General features: G+C 69.7%; 18 protein-coding genes and 1 tRNA gene. 6 read left to right on the top strand and 13 right to left on the bottom strand.

Annotation, left to right across the window (positions count from 1 at the left end; translation table 11 throughout):
- Nucleotide 1: 1 nt before the first annotated feature.
- Genes ACH442_RS24490 through ACH442_RS24480 form a run of 3 tightly spaced genes read right to left on the bottom strand, consistent with a single transcriptional unit; the run spans nt 2 to nt 2,654 of the window.
- Nucleotides 2-1,375, bottom strand: a complete 1,374-nt coding sequence (locus ACH442_RS24490; RefSeq protein ID WP_396340413.1) for a PP2C family protein-serine/threonine phosphatase — start codon at nt 1,373-1,375, stop codon at nt 2-4.
- Nucleotides 1,372-1,854 (bottom strand): FHA domain-containing protein, encoded by a 483-nt coding sequence (locus tag ACH442_RS24485; protein WP_185038479.1) that lies wholly within the window; start codon nt 1,852-1,854, stop codon nt 1,372-1,374. Before ACH442_RS24485 ends, ACH442_RS24490 begins: the two co-directional genes overlap by 4 nt.
- 5 nt (nt 1,855-1,859) lie before the next feature.
- On the bottom strand, nt 1,860-2,654 hold the full coding sequence (locus ACH442_RS24480) for an FhaA domain-containing protein (protein ID WP_396340412.1): 795 nt from the start codon (nt 2,652-2,654) through the stop codon (nt 1,860-1,862).
- A 272-nt stretch (nt 2,655-2,926) separates the two neighbouring features.
- Between ACH442_RS24480 and ACH442_RS24475 the strand changes: the two genes are divergently transcribed.
- The 3 genes from ACH442_RS24475 to ACH442_RS24465 all read left to right on the top strand — a co-directional run bounded on the left by ACH442_RS24475 (nt 2,927) and on the right by ACH442_RS24465 (nt 5,050).
- A tRNA-Leu gene (locus ACH442_RS24475) sits at nt 2,927-3,009 on the top strand.
- A 312-nt stretch (nt 3,010-3,321) separates the two neighbouring features.
- Nucleotides 3,322-4,137, top strand: coding sequence for a WecB/TagA/CpsF family glycosyltransferase (locus tag ACH442_RS24470; RefSeq protein WP_396340529.1), 816 nt, complete (start codon nt 3,322-3,324; stop codon nt 4,135-4,137).
- Between the two features lie 289 nt (nt 4,138-4,426).
- Nucleotides 4,427-5,050, top strand: coding sequence for a hypothetical protein (locus ACH442_RS24465; protein WP_396340411.1), 624 nt, complete (start codon nt 4,427-4,429; stop codon nt 5,048-5,050).
- Between the two features lie 5 nt (nt 5,051-5,055).
- Here the strand turns inward: ACH442_RS24465 and ACH442_RS24460 are convergent, their stop codons facing one another.
- On the bottom strand, nt 5,056-5,502 hold the full coding sequence (locus ACH442_RS24460) for a hypothetical protein (protein ID WP_396340410.1): 447 nt from the start codon (nt 5,500-5,502) through the stop codon (nt 5,056-5,058).
- Nucleotides 5,503-5,672: 170 nt separating this feature from the next.
- A complete protein-coding gene (locus tag ACH442_RS24455; RefSeq protein WP_396340409.1) occupies nt 5,673-5,897 on the bottom strand; it encodes a DUF397 domain-containing protein in 225 nt (74 codons plus the stop codon).
- Nucleotides 5,898-6,543: 646 nt separating this feature from the next.
- Here ACH442_RS24455 and ACH442_RS24450 point away from each other — a divergent pair.
- Nucleotides 6,544-6,846: a hypothetical protein gene (locus tag ACH442_RS24450; RefSeq protein ID WP_396340408.1), complete on the top strand. Its 303-nt coding sequence runs from the start codon at nt 6,544-6,546 to the stop codon at nt 6,844-6,846.
- Nucleotides 6,847-6,870: 24 nt separating this feature from the next.
- Here the strand turns inward: ACH442_RS24450 and ACH442_RS24445 are convergent, their stop codons facing one another.
- Nucleotides 6,871-7,620, bottom strand: a complete 750-nt coding sequence (locus tag ACH442_RS24445) for a PASTA domain-containing protein (protein WP_396340406.1) — start codon at nt 7,618-7,620, stop codon at nt 6,871-6,873.
- Nucleotides 7,621-7,773: 153 nt separating this feature from the next.
- On the opposite strand from ACH442_RS24445, the gene ACH442_RS24440 reads away from it, so the two are divergent.
- Nucleotides 7,774-9,363, top strand: coding sequence for a Hansenula MRAKII killer toxin-resistant protein 1 (locus ACH442_RS24440; protein WP_396340405.1), 1,590 nt, complete (start codon nt 7,774-7,776; stop codon nt 9,361-9,363).
- Here the strand turns inward: ACH442_RS24440 and ACH442_RS24435 are convergent.
- Together ACH442_RS24435 and ACH442_RS24430 are read right to left on the bottom strand one after the other, a co-directional pair.
- Nucleotides 9,360-10,829: a glutamate--cysteine ligase gene (locus ACH442_RS24435; protein ID WP_396340404.1), complete on the bottom strand. Its 1,470-nt coding sequence runs from the start codon at nt 10,827-10,829 to the stop codon at nt 9,360-9,362. The two genes, ACH442_RS24440 and ACH442_RS24435, sit on opposite strands and share 4 nt — an antisense overlap.
- A 177-nt stretch (nt 10,830-11,006) precedes the next feature.
- On the bottom strand, nt 11,007-11,567 hold the full coding sequence (locus ACH442_RS24430) for a YceI family protein (RefSeq protein ID WP_396340403.1): 561 nt from the start codon (nt 11,565-11,567) through the stop codon (nt 11,007-11,009).
- A gap of 100 nt (nt 11,568-11,667) precedes the next feature.
- Here ACH442_RS24430 and ACH442_RS24425 point away from each other — a divergent pair, with 100 nt between their 5' ends.
- Complete coding sequence (locus ACH442_RS24425) at nt 11,668-12,153, top strand: MarR family winged helix-turn-helix transcriptional regulator (RefSeq protein WP_396340402.1); 486 nt, start codon at nt 11,668-11,670, stop codon at nt 12,151-12,153.
- A 666-nt stretch (nt 12,154-12,819) separates the two neighbouring features.
- On the opposite strand, the gene ACH442_RS24420 is transcribed toward ACH442_RS24425, so the two are convergent.
- From ACH442_RS24420 to ACH442_RS24400, 5 genes are all read right to left on the bottom strand, one after another.
- Nucleotides 12,820-14,136 carry an ATP-binding protein gene (locus ACH442_RS24420; protein ID WP_396340401.1) on the bottom strand — a complete coding sequence of 439 codons (1,317 nt, stop codon included), beginning with the start codon at nt 14,134-14,136 and terminating at the stop codon, nt 12,820-12,822.
- Nucleotides 14,137-14,220: 84 nt separating this feature from the next.
- Nucleotides 14,221-15,375 carry an acyl-CoA dehydrogenase family protein gene (locus ACH442_RS24415; protein WP_396340528.1) on the bottom strand — a complete coding sequence of 385 codons (1,155 nt, stop codon included), beginning with the start codon at nt 15,373-15,375 and terminating at the stop codon, nt 14,221-14,223.
- Between the two features lie 20 nt (nt 15,376-15,395).
- Nucleotides 15,396-16,919: an acyl-CoA carboxylase subunit beta gene (locus ACH442_RS24410; RefSeq protein ID WP_396340400.1), complete on the bottom strand. Its 1,524-nt coding sequence runs from the start codon at nt 16,917-16,919 to the stop codon at nt 15,396-15,398.
- A gap of 316 nt (nt 16,920-17,235) precedes the next feature.
- Nucleotides 17,236-18,681: a hypothetical protein gene (locus ACH442_RS24405; protein ID WP_396340399.1), complete on the bottom strand. Its 1,446-nt coding sequence runs from the start codon at nt 18,679-18,681 to the stop codon at nt 17,236-17,238.
- Between the two features lie 275 nt (nt 18,682-18,956).
- Nucleotides 18,957-20,015 (bottom strand): hypothetical protein, encoded by a 1,059-nt coding sequence (locus ACH442_RS24400; RefSeq protein WP_396340398.1) that lies wholly within the window; start codon nt 20,013-20,015, stop codon nt 18,957-18,959.
- Nucleotides 20,016-20,064 lie beyond the last annotated feature (49 nt).

Genomic DNA, 20,064 nt, shown 5'->3' with positions numbered 1-20,064 from the left:
CTCAATCGGCGGTCCGGCAGCCGGTCGTGTCGGCCGCGGTGGACGCGCTCTCGGACGGTTGAACGCTCGGCGCGGTAGCCGGAGCCGGGGTCGCCGTCGTGGGCTGCGCGGGCACCGACGCCGAGACGGCGGGCGCGACGCTGGCCACGGAGCAGACCGGCTTCAGGTTCGGATTCGACGGCTCGTCGCTGGTCAGGTCGGTCAACATGCTCCGGGCGTCGGTCACGCTGCCGGCGTGGATGCCTTGCTTGACCCGTTCCTGCGCGACGGTGGTCAGATCCTCCAGGCGGACCGTGCTGGTCTCGCTCACCGCGGAGAGGTTCAGCCCGGCGATCTGCCCCGGCACGCCGCGGAAGATGGCCAGCTGGCCGGCGTCGGTCGCACCGACGTAGTACTGATCCTGGGTGTACTTCCAGCCGGCCCAGAGACCGCCGCCGAGCAGGCCGAGCACCAGCAGGACCAGCAGGCTGGTCCGCACCGGGTGACCGGCCGGCTCGGGATCGCGGTCGTAGTTGTCGGTCTCCGGCTGGGCCGGGCGCGGCGGGGGCTGCTTGAGCGCCGCCGCCCGGGACGCCGGGGTCGAGGCGTCGGCCACGGTGGTGTTGCCGCGGTCGAGCGCTGCCGCACCACCGACGATCGGTGCCTGCTCGACGATGTCCGCGTCGGTCGCGTCGGCGATCACGACGGTGATGTTGTCCGGCCCACCGCCACGCAGTGCGAGCTGCACGAGCCGCTCGACGCACGCCTTCGGGTCGGCGATCTCCGCCATGGTCTGGCCGATCGTCTCGCCGCTGACCACGCCGGACAGGCCGTCGCTGCAGATCAGGTACCGATCGCCCTTGAGAACCTGGCGCACCGAGTACTCCGGGTCGATGTCCCGGCCGTCGAGCGCGCGGGTGAGCAGCGACCGCTGCGGGTGACTGCTCGCCTCCTCGGGGCTGACCCGGCCCTCGTCGACCAGCATCTGGACGTACGTGTCGTCCTTGGTGATCTGCGAGAACTCGCCCTTGCGGAGCAGGTAGGCCCGGGAGTCGCCGATGTGCACCATGCCGAACTTGCTGCCGGTGAAGAGCACCGCGGTCAGCGTGGTGCCCATCCCCTCCATCTGCGGGTTGGCGTCGACGGTGTCCCGCAGCTGCTGGTTCGCGGTGCCGACGGCGTGCCGCAGAGCGTCGACCAGCGCATCCCCGGGAACGTCGTCGTCGAGTGGCGCCATCGCCGCGATGACGATGTTGGAGGCGACGTCACCGGCGGCCATGCCGCCCATGCCGTCCGCGACAGCAAGCAGCCGCGGCCCGGCGTAGACGGAGTCCTGGTTCAGGTCTCGGATCAGACCGCGGTCGCTCTGAGCGGCATAGCGCAGGGTCAGGGTCATGGCCGTAACTCGAGTGAAGTGCGCCCGATGCGGATCGGGACGCCGAGGGGGACGGGGGTGGGTCCGGAGACCTTACCGCGATCGAGGTAGGTGCCGTTGGTCGAGCCGAGGTCCTCCACGAACCACTGCCCGTCCCGCGGCACCAGCCGAGCGTGCCGGGCCGACGCGAAGTCGTCGGTGATGACCAGGGTCGAATCCTCGGCGCGGCCGATCGTGATCGGGGCCTCACCGAGGGTGATCCGCGTGCCGGCCAGCTGACCGGCGGTCACCACCAGTTGCCGAGCCGCCTTACCGCGTTTCGCCTTCGCCGGCCGGCCCTGAAGGATCGCGCCGCCCACCCCCCGAGGGCTGGCGACGATGCTCTTGGACCGGGCGCCCGCGAACAGGTCCCGACGGATCACCCCGACCACCGTGAACACGAAGATCCACAGCAGGATCAGGAAACCGAACCGGGCAACGGTTAGGACGAATTCGGGCAACGCCGCTAGCCGTCCACTCGGAAGGTCAGCGTGGTCGTCCCGAGCTGGATCATGTCGCCCGGGTTCAGAGCCACCGCGGAGACCCGCTGGCCGTTGACCATCGTCCCGTTCGTCGAACCGAGATCGGTCAGGACCACCTGGTTGCCGTCATAGTCCAGCCGGGCGTGCCGGCGCGAGATGCCCACGTCGGGCAGGCGCAGGTTCGCCTGATCGCCGCGACCGATCACGGTCGAGCCCATCTGCAACGGGTAGGTCCGCCCGTCACCGGAGACCAGACCGACGCTGCGCGGGCCGCCACCGTGACCGCCGTGCGGCGGGTAACCGCCACCGTGCTGCTGGTCATAGGGCGAGTACTGCGGGCCGGCGTCGTAGGCCGGCTGCTGCACCGGGGCGACCTCGCCACCGGTGTAGACCTCCGCCGTGACGCGGAACATGCCCGTGTCCAGCCCGTCGCCGCGTTCGATCTCGACGATCACGTCGCCGTAGACCGTCCAGGCCTGCTCACCGATGAACTCGGCCTGGGACTGCGCCAGCTCCTGCGCCAGAGCGGCCGCATAGGGCGCCAGACGGCTGTGGTCATAAGGCGACAGGTCGATCACATAGCGGTTGGGCACGAGGGTGCGGCCACCCGCGAGGATGGCTTTGTGCGCCTCGGCCTCCCGCTGCATGGCATTCAGGATCTCCACCGGGTGCACGACACCCTTGAACACCTTCGCGAAGGCCCCCTCGACAAGGCCTTCCAATCGCTTCTCAAAGCGCTGCAGCACGCTCACCGGCTCCTCCTCGGGTTCCGAGGACATGATGGTATCCGGCCGCCGCTTGCGCATCCGCAGCCAAGAGCAGCCGGCACTTCTGACCCTCGTATGACGCCCCTCGACGCCGTGCTAGTGTTTCCTCCGTCGCGGGGCGATATCAACTCAACTGGGTTCTGATTCAGCTGAGCTTGGTGCGTCCTCGATAACTACCTGCGACAGCGTAGTCTGTCGGGAGTAGTAACCCGAAGTTGGCCCGCAGGGGCCGGTTTCACGGGTCGCAGAGACGAGCTGTAAGGTCTCAAACGACCAAGTCACATGGGGATGTGGCGGAATGGCAGACGCGCACGGTTCAGGTCCGTGTGTCCGAAAGGACGTGGGGGTTCAACTCCCCCCATCCCCACAAGTGCGAATGGGCGATCTCTGTCCGCGGAAAGCGCGGGCTTGAGGTCGCCCTCGTCATATCTGCTCCGGGCCGAGCCCCCGGAAACCCCCACGGTGCGATGGCTGGGGTGAGTGCCACACGTCACCGTCCGCTCGTGGGGAACTCGGCTCGCCCTTCGGGCTTTGCGACTACTTCAACCACTTCCTTCGGGGTACGGCATTGCGCCCGTCCACGATTGGGTGAAGACAGCCGCAGGGGTATGCTCGCGCGCCTGTTGGGTGCTGTCGGTATTCGAGTCTCGGATGAGCGTGGGGTGTGGTCGTGGCCGCTGTGCCTGCTGGGGTTGACCAGGGGAAGCGCAACGTGCTGGGAGTCCTGGTGGATGCGACGGACTATGCGTCGGCCACCGAGCGGATCATCTCGGCGGCACGGGAGGGGCGGCCGTTCGCGGTGACCGCGCTGGCCGTGCACGGAGTGATGACCGGGGTGCAGGATCCGGCCCACGAGGCCCGGCTGAACTCGTTCGACCTCGTGACGCCGGACGGGCAGCCGGTGCGCTGGGCGCTGAACGTGCTGCACGGGGCCGGCCTGACCGACCGGGTCTACGGCCCGACGCTGACTCTGCGGGTCGTCGAGCGGGCGGCCGCCGAGGGTCTTCCGGTTTATCTGTACGGGTCGACCCAGCCCACGCTGGACCGCCTGGTGCCGGCGCTGATGGGAATGTTCCCGGCGCTGAAGATCGCCGGCGTCGAGGCCTCGAAGTTCCGTGCCGCTCAGCCCGGTGAGGAGGTGGAGATCGCCGAGCGGATCAAGGCGTCCGGCGCCCGGATCGTCCTCGTCGGCCTGGGTTGCCCGCGGCAGGAGGTCTTCACCTACGCGATGCGCCCGCTGCTGGACATGCCGCTGCTAGCCGTCGGTGCCGCCTTCGACTACCACGCCGGCCTGCTGAAGAACCCGCCGCTGTGGATGCAGAAGTACGCGCTGGAGTGGCTGTGGCGTCTCGGCCTGGAGCCCAAGCGCCTGTGGAAGCGGTACGTGCTGCTGAACCCGGCCTACCTGAGCCGTCTCGCCGCGCAGAAGAGCGGGTTGTGGAAGGCGGAGCCGGCCGTCCCGTCCGGCGAGCAGGTGCACGGCTTCGCCGTCTGAGATCTTCGGCACCGAATTCGGATCATCCGTGTCTTCGGACGCGGATGATCTTTTTTCGTCCCGTGGGCGACAGTGGGGCAGAGGTCACAATCCGCCCGGCGGCCGGTCCACATAGGTCACCTGGTTCATCTCCGTCATGATGTTGACACCCGCAGTCATGCCATCGGACCGTCTGGCCGGCGTATGCCGAGCTCATAAGCCTGTGAGCAGGCTGAGACGAACCCCTACGGGTTCCTGATGGGGGCATATCCCGGTTTCGATTCGACAACCGTGGGTGAACGCTGTCGATGTGAACACCGCTGTGGACGTGATTCTGATCGGCGCCCTCGCCACCGTCTGGCTCGCTGCCGGGCTGCTGGCGGACGGGTTGCCGGCAGCCGGCACCGCGCGCTTGATGCGCCGCCGTGCCGGGCTGCTCGCCGTCCTGGCCGGTGCGGGGGCAGCGTTGTTCGTCGCGGTACCTGTGGTCACCGCGTTGGTGCCGGGCGCTTCGGCGGCGCCCGCGGCAGCCTTGCTCCCGGCCGTGCCGGCCCTCTTCGTGCTGACCATGGGCGTGCGCAAGCTGAGCTGGGTGCGCCGGGGAGCGGGCGCCTTCGCGACCGCCCCGCTGGCTCCGGTGCCGCCCGCGCTGCGGGCCGCCGCGGCCCACCCGCTGATCACCGCTCCGCTCCAGGTCACCGGCCTGGCCGCGATCGTCGCCCTGCCGCTGGCGGCGGGCCTGGTCCAACTGCCCGGCAGCGGGGTCCCGGCCACCACCGGCTTCGCCGGGATCGCCGGGATCGGGATCACCGTGGTGGCCGTCGCGGTCGTGGCCATCGGTATCCGGGCGGCGCTGCGCCACGGCCGACTGGCCCCGCTGGTCCTCGCCCCGCTCGACCGGGCCCGGGAGCGGGCCCGCGCCGGCGTCCGCTGATCGGGTCAGTGCGCGGTCTTCTTGGCCTCTTGCACGTAGAGGAGCTCCAGGATGGACCGCGCCGCCTCGAACCACCGGTCGAGCCAGTCCGACTGCGGCAGAGCGCCTCGCTCGGGCAGCTCGAGCAGCAGGCCACGCAGCAGGGGGTGGTCCGCCATCGAGGTGTTGCTGCCGTCGTTCCAGTTCGCCGGGAAGACCGGCTCGGTCAGGCCCTGGAGGTCGAGCGACGGGAGCTTGGCCGCGCGGTCGAGCGGGCCGGTCGGCTCGATGCTGCGGGCGTGTCCGGGGGTGCGGGTCGGGAGGCCCGACATGCCGCGGGACAGGAGCTCGCCGTCGCCGAGGTCGCCGTTCAGCGCTTCGCGGCGGCCGTGCCGGTACGCGCTCACGCCTCCGCTGAACCGGTCCTGCGCCGTCGCCGAGCCGTTGCTGAGGTTCTCGGAACCAATCGTCATCTCACTGCCTTGCCTCGTTGAAATCCGTCCCGGCCCGTCAGCGCGGTCCGGTCCGCGCTTGGACAATTCAACGAGGCGCGCCGCGCTCGGCGACGGGAAAATCGGGCAAATAGCCACGGCCGACTCGTTGGCGCAGGTCACCGAGTCGGCCGCCGGGAGGGGACGAGGGTTCAGAGATCGAACTCGCCGTCCTTGGCGCCGTGCACGAACGCGTCCCACTCGGCCGCGGTGAAGATCAGCGCCGCGCCGGCCGGGTTCTTCGAGTCACGGACCGCGATCGCGTCGTCGACGAACGCCACCTCGACGCAGTTGTCACTGTCCGCACCGCTTCGGGCGCTCTTGAACCACTGCGCCCGGCTCAGGTCGACCCGGAGACCTTTGACCTCGATTTCCACGATGGCACTCCTCTGCCCAGGGGTGTACCGATCCCGGCGGCACGTGCCCGCCAACGATCGCTCTGAATCCAGTAACGACCGTGGGTACGCAGGGACGCGCATCACGGATGGGGTTCTCCGATCGGGTTAGTCCCATCGGACAAGTTGGATCCTGGCTGCTCAGAAGCATTTGGACAGTGATTAACACGATTTGGGGTTTAATGTCCGAATCGCTCAGAGCACTATGGATCATGCGTCACTGTCCGCTCATGTCGACCCCACCTGCACAAGCGCAATGATCACCGAGAGCCGCGCCATGATCACTCAGCATCACGGAAGGGGGACGTGCAACTTGCATCGACGACACTGGTGGTGCAATCTTTCCGTATGGCTTGCATCACTTAACGTTCTTGAGTGAGGTAGCCAAGTCCGACGCAATCACACCAAAATGACGTCCGACACGGGGTGCCGAGCCAACCTGGGGTCCAGCTTGGACTTCCTCCCGAGACCCGGGTGGCAGGATCGGCGATGGTGACGTTCTGCAACCGTCGATGGTTGGCACCGTCGAAGGCTTGCAAAGGTGCATGAGCCGGGCAGACTGGTGCATCTGTGTCACAAGTCAATCCAGCGAGTCCATCCGGCAAAGATTCTCAGGGCAGGAGATGACGTGCTACTTCCTCGGTCCGGTGATGTCATTCACGTGACAAAGGCGGCGAGCGTCCAATTCGCATCACCGATGCTGTTCCGGGTCATCCGGGTGCACGACTGGCCGACGTACGAGGGCTGGGTCTGGCTCGACGGCTATGAGCTGAACTCGGCCGGCGACGCCGTGGAACGCCGCTCCATCTTCGTGCAGGTCAGCGGCCTGCGACCGGTCGGCAAGGCCCCCGACCCGCGGGCCCGCAATGGCCGTCAGCCCGCCACCAGGCCGAACGTGGCTCCCGTCCGGCCGATCCGTGCGCCACGCTGAGCCGACCCGACGCCGGGGACGCGGTCAGTTCCCGTCAGGCTCGGTGCTGGCACCCCCGGCCGGCGCCGTCGTCGTCGAGGTCGGGCCGCCCGTCCGCGCGGCCGCGACGACGAGGGTGATCTTCGAGTCGGGTGGCACGAGCTGGCCTTCCGCCGGGTCGCAGTCGATCACCGTGCCCGGTTCGGCATCACTGGGCAGCTTGATCACCCGGTAGCCCAGTCCACTGCGGGCCAGTGCCGCCTCCGCGTCCGCGAGCGGCATACCGCGCAGCGCCGGCACGGTCGCCTCGGTGGTCGCCGGGTCGGTCGTCGGTGCCGTGCTGACCGGCGGTTCGGTCGTCGGCTCGGTCGTGGCCGGGATGGTCACCGTCGTGGTGGCCCGGGTCTGTGCCGGGGTCGGCTGCGGGGTGTCCACGTCGCCGCCGGAGTTCTGCACGATCAGGTAGATGCCGAAGCCGAGCAGGCCGAGCAGCACCAGCGCCACGATCCCGACGACGATCGGCATCCACCAGCGACCGGACGGCTCCTCGTCCTCCGGGCCGGTCGTCCATTCGGTCTCGGTGTACTCCGTCTGTTCCGGCCGTGGCGGACGCACCGAGGCCCGGCCGGTCCACGGATCCCATTCGCCGGCCGGTGACATCGGCTGGGTGGGGGTGTCCCCCGATCGGGGACGACCGGACGGCTGATTCGGCTGCACCCGGGTCGCGTCGTCGTTGCCGTCGACCGCCCGCATCGGGCGCGTCTCGTCCTCACCCGGTTGACGCTCGTCCGGCATAGCCGCTCCCTCAGCTCCGTACACACGATCTCGGCGCAGCGTCAAGGTATCGAATCTTGGAGTAGCCCGGGGAGTTCCGTGAGCAACAGAATCCAGGGTGTGACCAGGATGGGTGTTTCGCGGACATCGGCAACGGCCAGTACAGTGCCCGGCATGGCCGAGAAGGGCTGGACATCACAGGCCGGCGCCGCGGCCGGGATCGCCGCCGGCGCGGGCGCCGCACAACTTGGTCTGGGCTACGGCCTCGGCGTCATCGAGTGGCCGTCCGTCGCCACCGTATCGGACAGCACCTGGCTGAACAGTCTGGGCTGGGCCACCTGGATCACCGCGAGCGCCACCGTTCTCGGTGCCGTGATCGCCGGTCGGCTGCGCGCCGATCGTCCCGCGCCCTGGCGCACGCTGTGGCGCATGGCGATCGCCGGTTCGGCCGCACTCGGCGCGCTGGTCTCGGTCGCGCTGGTCGCCCTGCCGGCGCGTTCCGCGGTGCGCCCGGCCAACCTCTTCTCCCATTCGCCGCAGCTCGTCGCCGTCGGCTACGCCCTGATCGGCCTGGTCACCGGGGTCGTGGTCGCCTTCTGGGCGATCTCCTCGGCGCCCGTCGCCGCGAACCTGCTCGGCACCGCGGCCTGGCTCTGGGCGCTCGCCGTCGCCGGGGTCGCCGCCGAGCTGCTGAGCAAGCGTGACCTGGACACCTACCTGACCAGCTGGCAGTTCGCCGAGAGCCAGACCCCGATCCGGTACGGCGGGATCTACTGGCCGAGCGCCGTTTTGACGCTCGCCGCGGCGTTCCTGATCGGGCTGATCCTGGCGTTCCCGGCCGCCCGCCGCGGCAACCTCGGGCTCGGCACCGCGACGTCCGGCGCGGTGGGTCCGCTGCTGGTGGCGATCTCGTTCCTGTCCCTGGCGCCGCTGCTGACCGACGCGACCGGCCCGCTCCAGTCGGCGTACCTGATCGCACCCTACGGGGTCCTGGCCGGTCTGGCCGGGTCGGCGTTGACGGTCTCGCTGGCCAAGGGGCCGCGCGGCGCCGCCCGGCGTTCATCCGCTCCGCCACCGCTGCCGAGCGGCGCCAATGCCGAAGAGCCAACCGATTCGGGTACGGCCACTGGCAGCGCGACCACGCCGGCGGCGACCCGCCCGGTGCCCGCCCAGCCGCGGCCCACGCCGAGCCCCACGCCGGCCGCCGAGCCGCCCGCTCCCGCCGACCGGGTGCCGGCCAAGGCCACGAAGGCCACGAAACGCTCGAAATTCACGCCGGACGGGGAGCCGTACGCGCCGGATCTGTCCGAAGAGGAGAAGTCCGGCCGTCGTCGCTGGCTCTTCGGCAAGCGCCGCCCGGTCGAACCCGAGCCGGAGACGCCGGTGGCCGAGCCGGATCCGGAGACCAAGGGGCGCAAACCGCGCACCCCCAAGGCCGAGTCCGCAGCTCCCGCGACACCGGGACCCGTACCGGCTTCGGGTTCGGGTTCGGGTTCATCTTCGGCTCCGGCTTCGGTTCCGGCTCCGGCTTCGGTTCCGGCTTCGGTTCCGGGTTCGGCTAAAGCCAAGCCCGCAGCGGCTGCCGCCCCGAAGCCTTCGGCCGGCGAGGACGACAGCCTGGCCGACCCGGAGATCGCCGCGGCCGCCCGCCCCACCAAGAACGCCGCGAAGCGCGCCGCCGCCCGCAAGGAGGCGACCCCGCGCTCCACGATCACGCCACCCCCGGCGAACCCGCCGATCGCCCGGATCAACCCCAAGAACTAGACCCAGGTGTGTACGGGCTCGTTCGTGCGCTGCCAGTCGAGGTAGCGGCGGGTCATCTCCACCAGGGCATCGGCTCGTGACAGGCCGCGGTGTTCGGCTGCGCACACCGCGGCGGTCTGCCACGAAGCCCCGTTCTGCCTGGTCCGGCAGCGTCCCTCGATGATGCCGAGCAGCCGGTCCCGTTCGCCCGGGTCGACCCCGAACCGGTCGAGTCCCTCGTACGCCAGCGGCAGCAACGTCTCCAGCACCAGTTCCGCGGCGGGCACCTCACCGAGCGCGGGCCAGCGCATCGCGGCACCCAGCCCGTCCCGCGCTCCGACCCGGAAGTTGGCGCCCGCGACGGCGAAGTCGAGCCGGGACCAGATCGGGCGTTCCGACTCGGCGAGCCGGCGCACCACCCCGAAGTAGAAGGCCGCGTTGGCGAGCAGGTCGACGACGGTCGGGCCGGACGGCAGCACCCTGTTCTCCACGCGCAGGTGCGGTCGTCCGTCCATCACGTCGTAGACCGGCCGGTTCCACCGGTAGACCGTCCCGTTGTGCAGGCAGAGCTCAGCCAATCGCGGAATCCCGCCGCCGGATCGCACCTCGACCGGGTCCTCGTCGCTGAGCATCGGCAGCAGTGGCGGGAAGAACCGGACGTTCTCCTCGTAGAGGTCGAAGACCGAGGTGATCCACCGCTCACCGAACCAGACTCGCGGCCGCACCCCCTGCGCCTTGAGCTCGTCCGGCCGGGTGTCGGTGGCCTGCTCGAACAGGGCGATCCGGGTCTCGGCCCAGAGCCGGCGCCCGTGCAGGAACGGCGCGTTGGCCCCGAGCGCGACCTGCACGCCGGCCACTGCCTGGGACGCGTTCCAGTAGCGCGCGAACCACTCCGGCGCAACCTGCAGATGGAACTGAGCGCTGGTGCAGGCCGCCTCCGGCACGATCGTCGAGCTCGCGCTGCGCAACCGCTCCACCCCGCGGATGTCCAGCGGGAACTGCTCGCCCCGGGCCGCCACGATCTCGTCGTTCAGTGCCCGGAACCGCTCGCCGTCCGACAGATTTTCCAGAACCAGATCATCCGGTACGAGCGTGGGCAGCATCCCGATGAGCGCCAGGCGACTGTCGGCTTTTCCGGCGCGCTCCTCGGCCGTACGCAAGGCATCTGAAATGTCTTTTTCGAAGCCCGCGAAACCCTCCGCCGAGATGTGACGCGGAGGCACGTTGAGTTCGATGTTGAATCGTCCCAGCTCAGCCTGGAACCGAGGGTCGCCCAGATCGGCCAGCAGCTCGGCGTTGCGCATCGCTGGACGGGCATCGGCGTCCACCAGGTTGATCTCGATCTCCAGCCCGGTCATGCCGGTCCCGGGGTCGAACACGTCGGCGTCCAGCAGGCCGCCCAGCACATCCAGGCCGCGCCGAACCCGGTGCCGGAACCGGACCCGATCGTCGGGCGAGAAGATCGCGTGTGCCAGATCTTTGCCCATACTGCCCTCCCGAGCCGGTCGGGGACGAAACGGACGTCGATCACCATGCTGTGAACGAGCGGATACTGTCGGTCCACCTTCCCATCCCCGGGCGGCTATCGCCAGACGACCACCCACAGACAGCGCGAGGCGCCACCGGGATTCCCGGTGGCGCCTCGCGTGTGGACAGTGCGGGGATCAGGCCTGAAGAACGGCCTCGCCCTCGATCTCGATCTTGACCTTCTTGCTGACCATCACGCCGCCGCCCTCGAGCGCGACGTTCCAGTTCAAGCCCCAGTCGTCGCGGTCGATCTCGGTGGTGGCGCTGAAGCCGAAGATGCTCTGCCCGTAGGGGCTGGTGGTGGCACCCTCGAACTCGACGACCAGCTCGACCGGCTTGGTGACGCCCTTGATGGTCAGCTCACCGTCGAGGACGAACTCGGTGCCCGAGTGCGACTTCACACCGGTGCTCCGGTAATCCATGGTCGGGAACTTCTCGGCCTCGAAGAAGTCACCGGTGCGCAGGTGGTTGTCACGGTCGACCTGCCCGGTCTCGACACTGGCGGTCTTGATCGACGCCGTCACCGAGGACTCCAGCGGGTTCTCCGCCACCACGATGGTCGCGGTCGCCTCGCTGAACTGACCGCGGACCTTGCTGACCATGAGGTGCTTCACGACGAAGCCGACCCGCTTGTGCGCAGCGTCCAGCTCGTAGGTGCCGGCGTCCGGAAACTGAAGACCCTCGAACTCGCGCGTCATGACTTGTCCTTCTTTCGAAAGCTGGCGGGTTGCTTGTCTGACGGAACAACTATATGCGGAGCAATATTCCTCCTGTCAAGTGCCTGGTAGTGTTGACTAGGTGAACACCGATCTGGACGACCCTCGCCTCACCGCGGTCGGCCTGCTGGCCGAGGCGTACACGGGTCTGATGAACCGCCTCGCCGCACAGTTCGAGCAGCACCGCCTCTCCCCGGTCGAGTTCGAGGTGCTGATGCGCCTCGCCCGCTCGCCCGGCCACCGCCTCCGGATGACCGATCTCGCCGGCCAGACCACGCTCTCCACCAGCGGCGTGACCCGGGTCGTCGACCGGATGGAGCGCGGCGGCCTGGTCCGCCGCGAGGCCTGCCCGACCGACCGGCGCAGTTCCTACGCGGTGATCACCGACGCCGGGCAGAACCGGCTGGCCCAGGTACTGCCGGGGCACCTGGAACTGGTCCAGCAGTGGTATGTCGGGCTGCTCCCGCAGGACCGGCTGGACGATCTGCTCGATTCGCTGCGCACGATCCGCGACGCGGTCAATCCGGACGCCACTGCCGGCAGCGCGGAAACGGTCGCGTCCGCCTGACCCGGCCAGCCGGACGCTACCGCCAGCAGCGCGGAAACGGTCGCGTCCGCCTGACCCGGCCACCCGGACGCTACCACCGGCAGCGCGGAAGCAGTGGCGTCCGCCTGACCCGGTCAACGCACAGAAACCGTCGACCGAGGTCGATGGGAGACCAGATCAGAAACGGTCATGACGGTCCAACTCGGACCGGCCAGACCGGCAGAACCACCGGCAGAACGGGCGAATTCCCTCGGCCGCGTGCACGGCCGGGCTAGTGTTGCGGCCCTGGGGGATGCGGCGCGTTCGAGGCGACTGACGGGGCTTTCGGGGGAGTCTTCGTTCTCGCCGCTTGGGGGCGCGGCGTCGCTGCGACCGGCGCGTGTGGGGGGCACGAATCGCGTCGGTTGCGCACGCCGCGCCCGGGGCCCCGGCCCCGCACGTTCCGCACGTTCCGCAGCCTCGCGGAGACTTCGGCCGCACCCTTCCTCAACCTGGCGTGGGTCCCGGCCGCACCCTTCCCCAACCTCGCGTGGGTCCCGGCCGCAGCCTTCCCCAACCTCGCGTGGGTCCCGGCCGCAGCGTTCGGCAGGCTCCCGGCTCTCGCCCGACTTCGAGGCCAGGATTCCAGCCCGTGAGGCGACTGCGCCTTGACTCACGCGGCAAGCAGCAGGCAGCAGGCAGCAAGTGTCAGGGGACGACGCGGTCGCCGGAGGCGGTGTCCGGGCCAAGGCGTGCGTGCCGCTTCCGCGCCTCCTCCAACTCGCCCTCGGCCGCCGCGCGCTCGGTGGCGAAATCCCGGACCGCGGCCGGCAGGCGGAACCGCACCACGTCGTCGCCACCCACACTGAGCAGGCCCAACGCGACCAGCCGGTCGAGCAGATGCACCACGTCGGCGCGGTCACCGTCCGATGTGTCCAGCACCACTTCGGCGTGCTCGCGCGACCACCGGTGTCGGAACATCGCCAGCAGCCGCAACGCCCGCTGCTCGGGCGCCGCCAGCACCCGGTAGGTCTCCGCCACGACGACCGGCAACGGCACGACCGGGTGCGGAGCCGGGACGGAATAGCCGGCGAGGATCTCCGGGATGGTCAGCACCCGCCCACGGGCCGCCGCCAGCTCGATCGCGAGCGGCAGGCCGCCCAGCCGCCGGACCAGTGCCGCGAGCGGGGCGATCTCGTGCGGCGCGAGCCGCGTCCGGCGCACCCGTCCGAGACGTTCCAGAAAAAGACCGATTGCCGAGTACGGCATCAGCTCCGCAACCGTCCCCGCGGAATGCTCCACCGGCGGCACCGTCAGCGGCGCCACCGCCCACACCCGTTCCCCGGTGAACCCGGCCGGCTGTCGTCCGGTCGCCAGCAACCGCAGTCGTGGCACCCGTTCCAGCAGCCCGGTCAGGGCCTCCCCGGCCGCCGTCGGCGCTCGGTCCACCCCGTCCACGAAGAGCAGCGCCGGCCCGCCGGCGAGGTGCCCGGGCAGGTCCCGCGCGTGAGCCGCCCCGAACCCGGCCGCGACGACGTCGAGCAGCTCACCGGCGGTCGAGTCGTCGTCCACCGCGACGCCGGCGACCCCGCCCGGATGGACGCCGGCCAGCCGGTGCGCGACGACGGTGGCGAGGCTGGTCTTGCCCACGCCGGCGACGCCGACCAGGGTCGCGCCGCGCGGCCCGTCGGCGTCGGAGAGCAGGGCCATGAACTCGGCGATGTCGGCGTCCCGCCCGATCAGCTCGTCGACCGTCGCGGCGCGCAGGAACGGGGTGTCCGGGGCGCCGTTGACGAGCCGGCCGCGGGCCACGTCAAGGAATCCGTCCCGATCAGAACCGGTCAGGCCCAGGGCCCGCACCAGCAGTTCGGCGGTAGTCCTCTGTGGACGGGAAGCGCGGCCTCGCTCCAGATCACGGACCGTACGCACGCCGATGGCAGCGCGGTCGGCCAGCTCCACCTGAGTCAGGCCGGCACGCCGTCGATAATTGCGCAGCAGGGCCGCGAAGCCCTGTTCGGACGCCATGCTGCGAACCTAGGCATCGGATTCGATCGAGGCGAACCCAGAAGGCCGTTTGTCGGGAATTCGACTCCGGAGAGTTACTAAAACCTAAAGTCCCAAGCCGCGGGCGATCAACATCCGCTGGACCTCCGAGGTGCCCTCGCCGATTTCCAGGATCTTCGCGTCGCGGTAGAAACGACCGACTGCGGACTCGTTCATGAAGCCGTACCCACCGTGCACCTGGGTCGCGTAGCGGCTGTTCTCCATGGCGGCGTTGCTGGCGTTCAGCTTGGCGATCGCGGCGTACCGCTTGAAGTCCTCACCGGCGATCAGCCGCGCGGCCGCGTCGTAGTAGCCGAGCCGGGCCAGGTGAGCGCGCAGCTCCATGTCCGCGATCATGAACTGGACGGCCTGGTTGTCCCCGATCGGCCGGCCGAACGCGGTGCGCTGCTTCGCATAGGCCACCGACTCGTCGACGCAGCCCTGGGCGAGGCCGACCGAGAGCGCGGCGATCGCGATCCGCCCTTCGTCGAGGATCCGCAGGAACTGAGCGAACCCACGGCCCCGCTCGCCGAGCAGGTTCTCCGCCGGGACCCGGACGTCGTCGAAGGAGAGCTCGTGCGTGTCCGACGCGCACCAGCCCACCTTCGAGTACTGCGCGGCGACGGTGAAACCCGGGGTGCCGGACGGGACAATGATCGTGGAGAGCTCCCGCGAGCCGTCCGGGTTCGTGCCGGTCGCTGCCATCACCGTGACGAGTGAGGTGATCTCCGTACCGGAGTTGGTGATGAACGCTTTCGTCCCGTTGATCACCCACTCGCCGGTCGCGTCGTCGAGCACCGCCCGGGTGGTGATGCCGGCCGCGTCCGACCCCGACCCGGGCTCGGTCAGACCGAAACCGGCAAGTGCCTCACCGCTGACCAGCTGAGGGAGCCAGCGCTGTTTCTGCGCCGTCGTCCCGTACCGAAAAATCGGCATCGCACCAAGGGAAACCGCGGCTTCCAGGGTGACCGCGACGGAACTGTCGACACGGGCGAGCTCCTCCAGCGCGATGCACAGCGCGAAGTAGTCACCGCCCATCCCGCCGAACTCCTCGGGGAACGGCAGGCCGAACAGACCCATCTTGCCCATCTGGCGGACCACGTCGTACGGGAAAGTCTTGTGCTCGTAATGATCGGCGATGACCGGCGCCACCTGTTCACGGGCGAACTGCCGGACGCTGCCGCGCAAATCCTCTAGCTCGTCGCCGAGCCGGAAATCCACCATCTCGCTATGCGCTTCCTCTAGACGGGAGTGACCCCGTGACGGCGGCGGGAGAAACTACGGTCCTTGCCGCGCGCCGCGGCGAATCGCCGGATCAGCTCGCCGCGCAGCTCACCGGGCTCGACCACGGCGTCCACGACGAGTTCGCTGGCCAGGCGCATGATGTCGATGTCGCGCTCATACTCCGCGCGGCGTTCGGCGACGAAAGCGGCCCGGGCCTCCGGGTCCTCGATCGCCGCGATCTTGTTGGCGTAGACCGCGTTGACTGCGGCCTCGGCGCCCATCACCGCGATCTTGGCGGTGGGCAGCGCGATCGTGGCATCCGGCTCGAAACCGGGGCCGGCCATGGCGTAGAGCCCCGCGCCGTAGGCCTTGCGCACCACCACGCAGATCTTCGGCACCGTGGCCTCGGAGACTGCGGTGATCATCTTTGCGCCGTGCCGGATGATGCCCTGTTTCTCCACCGCCGAGCCGACCATGAAACCGGGCACGTCGGCCAAGAACAGCAGCGGAATGTTGAAAGCGTCACAGAGCTGCACGAACCGGCTCGCCTTGTCGGCCGAGTCGACGAACAGCACACCGCCCTTGAACATCGAGTTGTTGCCGAGCACGCCGACCACCTCGCCGCCCAGCCGGGCGAACCCGACCGTCAGCTCGCGCGCCCACAACGCCTGGATCTCGAAGAACGAACCCTCGTCGACCAGGCCTTTGACGTACCTCCGCATGTCGAAGGCCTGCCGCTCGCTGGCCGGAACCAAGGCGGCAAGATCGGCCCCTGAGGCCTCGACGGCGGACGCCGAAGGCGGACGCTCGGTCCAGCTCTGCGGCACATAGGACAGATAGGTGCGGACGACGTCCAGCGCATCCTGCTCGGTCTTGCAGAGGAAGTGGCCGACGCCGGACTCGGCGCAGTGCACCCGGGCACCGCCCATCGCCTCGAGCGTCGTCTTCTCCCCGGTGACCATCTCGACCATGCGGTCGGAGCCCAGATACATACTGGCGTTGCCCTCGACCATGGCGACCACGTCGCAGAAGGCCGGAATATACGCCCCGCCGGCTGCTGACGGGCCGAACAGCGCGCAGATCTGCGGGATCGCGCCGGACGCCTTGACCTGCGTATGGAAGATCTTGCCGGCGCCCCGCCGGCCGGGGAAGAGGTCGACCTGGTCGGTGATCCGCGCGCCGGCCGAGTCGACCAGGTAGATCATCGGGACGCCGAGCTGGTAGGCCCGCTCAATGATGCGGACGATCTTCTCGACCGTGCGGGCGCCCCAGGAGCCGGCCTTGACCGTGGAGTCGTTGGCCATCACGCACACGTCGCGGCCGCCGATCCGGCCGGCTCCGGTGATCACGCCATCGGCGGGCAGACCCTCGGCCAGACTGTTCGCATAGAGCCCGTCCTCGACGAAGGAACCCTCGTCGACCAGGAGAGCGACCCGCTCCCGGGCGAAGAGCTTGCCCTTCGCCGCGTTGGCCGCGTGGTAGCGCTCCGCACCGCCGGCCTGGACACGCTTGCGGACCTGCGCCAGCGCGTCGGCGTCCATCGTTCCCCCTCGTTCAACTTTCCTTAACGCTCGTTAGGCTTAACGGTCGTTAGGCTATCGCAAACGAAGATCGGCGGCAACGAGCGCCCGCCCCGGCTCTTGCCCCGGCTCGAGCGAGAAACCCGGCTCGAGCGAGAAACCCGGCTCGAGCGAGAAACCCGGCTCGAGCGAGAAACCCGGCTGCAGGAAACGAGGCGGGCCCGGGAACGACGAACGGGAGCCCCCGCGAGTGCGGAGGCTCCCGTCCTGATTACCGGCGCGTGGAGGAGCACCGGTGTGCCGGCAGCGCCCGGGACGGCGCCCGCCGGTTAGCGCGTCAGCGCAGGGAGTTCAGCAGGTCCAGGCCACCGAGGCTGCCGGTCAGGCCGCTGACCGAGGTGCTCTCGATCGACTTGCGGCCACCGGTCTTGTCGCCGTAGGTGTCCGGGCTGACGTCGCCGTAGCCCTTGTCACCCTTGGTGTTGCCCTTGGTGTTGCCCTTGACGTCGCCCTTGTGGCCCTTGTGACCGCCCTTGTGGCCACCCTTGACGTCGCCGTAGCCGTTGTCGTCGCCCATGACGTCGCCGTTGTCGTCGTTGCTGTAGCCCTGGTCGTCGTTCACAACCGGGGCCGAGGCGCCACCGTTGGTGTAGCCACCCTGGTCGCCACGAACGCCGCCGTTGTTGTTGTCGCCGCCCTTGCAGGAGCAGTCGTCGCCGTTGTTACCACGGACGCCACCGCTCGGGTTGCTGTGGTAGTGACCCTTGGCCGGCTTCTTGACCCACATGGTGTCGTTGCCGGTGTCGCCGATCCGGTTCACGCAGATCGCCGACGACTGCGCCGAGCCCAGCAGAGAGCCGAGCGAGTTGCCGCAGGCGTTGATCGGGGCCACGATCGGCGCCGCGAACTGGGTGCCGTTCAGGAAGCCGATGTTGCCGAAGCTGCTCTGGTTGATGCCGCTGTCCCAGCCGCCGACCCGGTTGCCACCGAAGCTGTTGCCCCAGGAGCCGCCCTGCTGGTTGCCCTGGCCGTGGCAACAGGAGTTACCCTGCTGGCCGCCGTAGCCCATGTCGCCGGTCTGACGGCCGCCGAGACCGTGACCCGCGGCGCCACCCTGGTAGCCGCCCTGCTGCGCGCTGCGCCCGAAGCCGCTGCCGATGAAGTTGGCGCAGGTCGCCTGGGCCGAGGAGACCCCGAGCAGGCTGTCCGCGTTGCCGCACTGGTTGATCGGGATGGTCACCGGAACGGCGATCTGGGTCCCGTTCAGGAAGCCGACGTTGCCACCCGACTGCTGGGCGATCCCGTTGCCCCAGCCGCCGCCGGTGGTCTGCGCGCCCTCGGTGACGTGGTTGACACCGCTGCCGCGCGCCGAGCTGACCCCGAAGAGGCTGTCGGCGTTCCCGTTCTGGTTGATCGGCACGGTGACCGGCACGGCGATCTGGGTGCCGTTCAGGACGCCGACGTTCCCGCCCGACTGCTGGGCGATGCCGCTGCCGCCGCGACGGGCCTGCGAGCCCTCGACCCGGTTGATGCCGCCGCCGGTCGCGGAGGAGACGCCGCCCAGGGCGATGGCGTTGCCGTTGGCGTTCAGCGGCGCGACGACCGGCGCGGCGAACTGGGTGCCGTTCAGGGCACCGAGGTTGGTCGACGAGACCTGGGTGATCCCGCCTGCCGGAGCGACGCTGCCGTACCCGCCGGCCTGAGCCGCGGCCGGCGCCATCAGCAGGGCGCCGGCGGCCATGATCCCGACGCTCAGCGTCTTACGAACCCACGTCTTCTTCATGAGAAAAGTGATGCCTTTCAAAAATGGTCAGCAAGGATTACCGCGTATTAAATTTGCTGTTCGGAGCGAACTCCGCATCCGGGCGCAGCGGTGCCCTGGCGCATAGCGAATTCCGGCCCTGACCCGCTCGTCGACATACGCCGCCGCGGTGGTGATGATGATGATGATGACTGCTGGTGACCGCGCACGATTCGCCGCTTGTTCGCAAACGGTTCGGGAATCGTCCGGCCTGTTTCACGAGCGGCCGCCCCTCGGGCGCGCCGCCGAGCCATCGGCTAGTCAGGTGAGACGGTCGGCGCCTCGGCATCGTGCCGCCGGGCGTCGACATCGGGCGCGACCGGGCAGCGGTGGCAGGCCACCGGGCCGTTCGCGTTCCCGGCCGGAAGAACGGCCGACGAGCCGCCCTCCGTGTTCGCTCCCGACCCACTGGCCGGGATACCGCTGACCGCCCCGAGGTTCGTCCCCACGGGTACGGAACCGTCACCGCCGGGCACGTCCTCCCGGATCTCCTCCGGTTCTTGGATCGTCCTCGGCGCAACCGGCCGGGCGGCCGGGGCATGCCGGTGGACGTGCGACCGGGCGTGATCGCGAACCCGCCGGGCCGGCGCGGCGCCATCCGTGGCGTCTCCGGCCGGAACCTGGGCGGTACGGGTGCCCTCGGGCACTGCCGCCTCCCGTGCCGCACCGGTGAGGGCTGTACGTTCCGGCAGCTCAGCGGTGGACGGCAGGGTCACTGCGGCGTCGGTCGGGGGAGCTTGCGCCATCGGATCGTCCGCGTCGCCCTCGGCTGCGGGCTGCTCCTGGTCGTCCGCGTTCCCGCTGCTGGTACGCAGCGGCGCGAGCACCGTCGGCAGGGCATCGCCGGTGGGTTCCGCGTCGTCCGCGGGCTCGTCCGTGAGTACGTCCTCCACCGGCTCGGCGGCCGGTTCGAAGAGCATCGTCAGGACTTGTCGGTGGGGCTTCGGCTCGGACTCCAGCGGCTGGGCGGCCGCCTTCAGGAGCTCGCCGGCCACGGGCACCCGGCTCGGATTCAGCCGGGTGGTCGCCGGCTCGACGGCGTCGTCGAGCACGATCCCGGACGCCGAGCCGTTGACCGGCTCGGCGTCGGGTTCCGCGGCGTTCGCGGCGGCACCGGTGAGCAGCCAGGCCGCGCCGGCCAGACCACCGACGACGAGTGCACGCAGGACCCACCGGGAACCGGCACGTCCGGCGCGGCGCTCCGTCCGCCGCTCCGCCCCCTGGCTGTGGGGCGGCATGAGCAGGGAGCTGCCGGGGGTGGCCGGCACGGAACCGGACGCCGCGCGCGGCGTGCGCTCGACCCTCCAGCCCGTCATCGTTTCCACCCCTCGTCGTCGGCCTCGCTTTTAATTCCCGGACGATCCC

It is taken from the genome of Actinoplanes sp. NPDC020271 (genome assembly GCF_044388125.1).
GTDB lineage: Bacteria > Actinomycetota > Actinomycetes > Mycobacteriales > Micromonosporaceae > Actinoplanes.
This window is presented reverse-complemented; position numbering and strand designations above follow the sequence as displayed.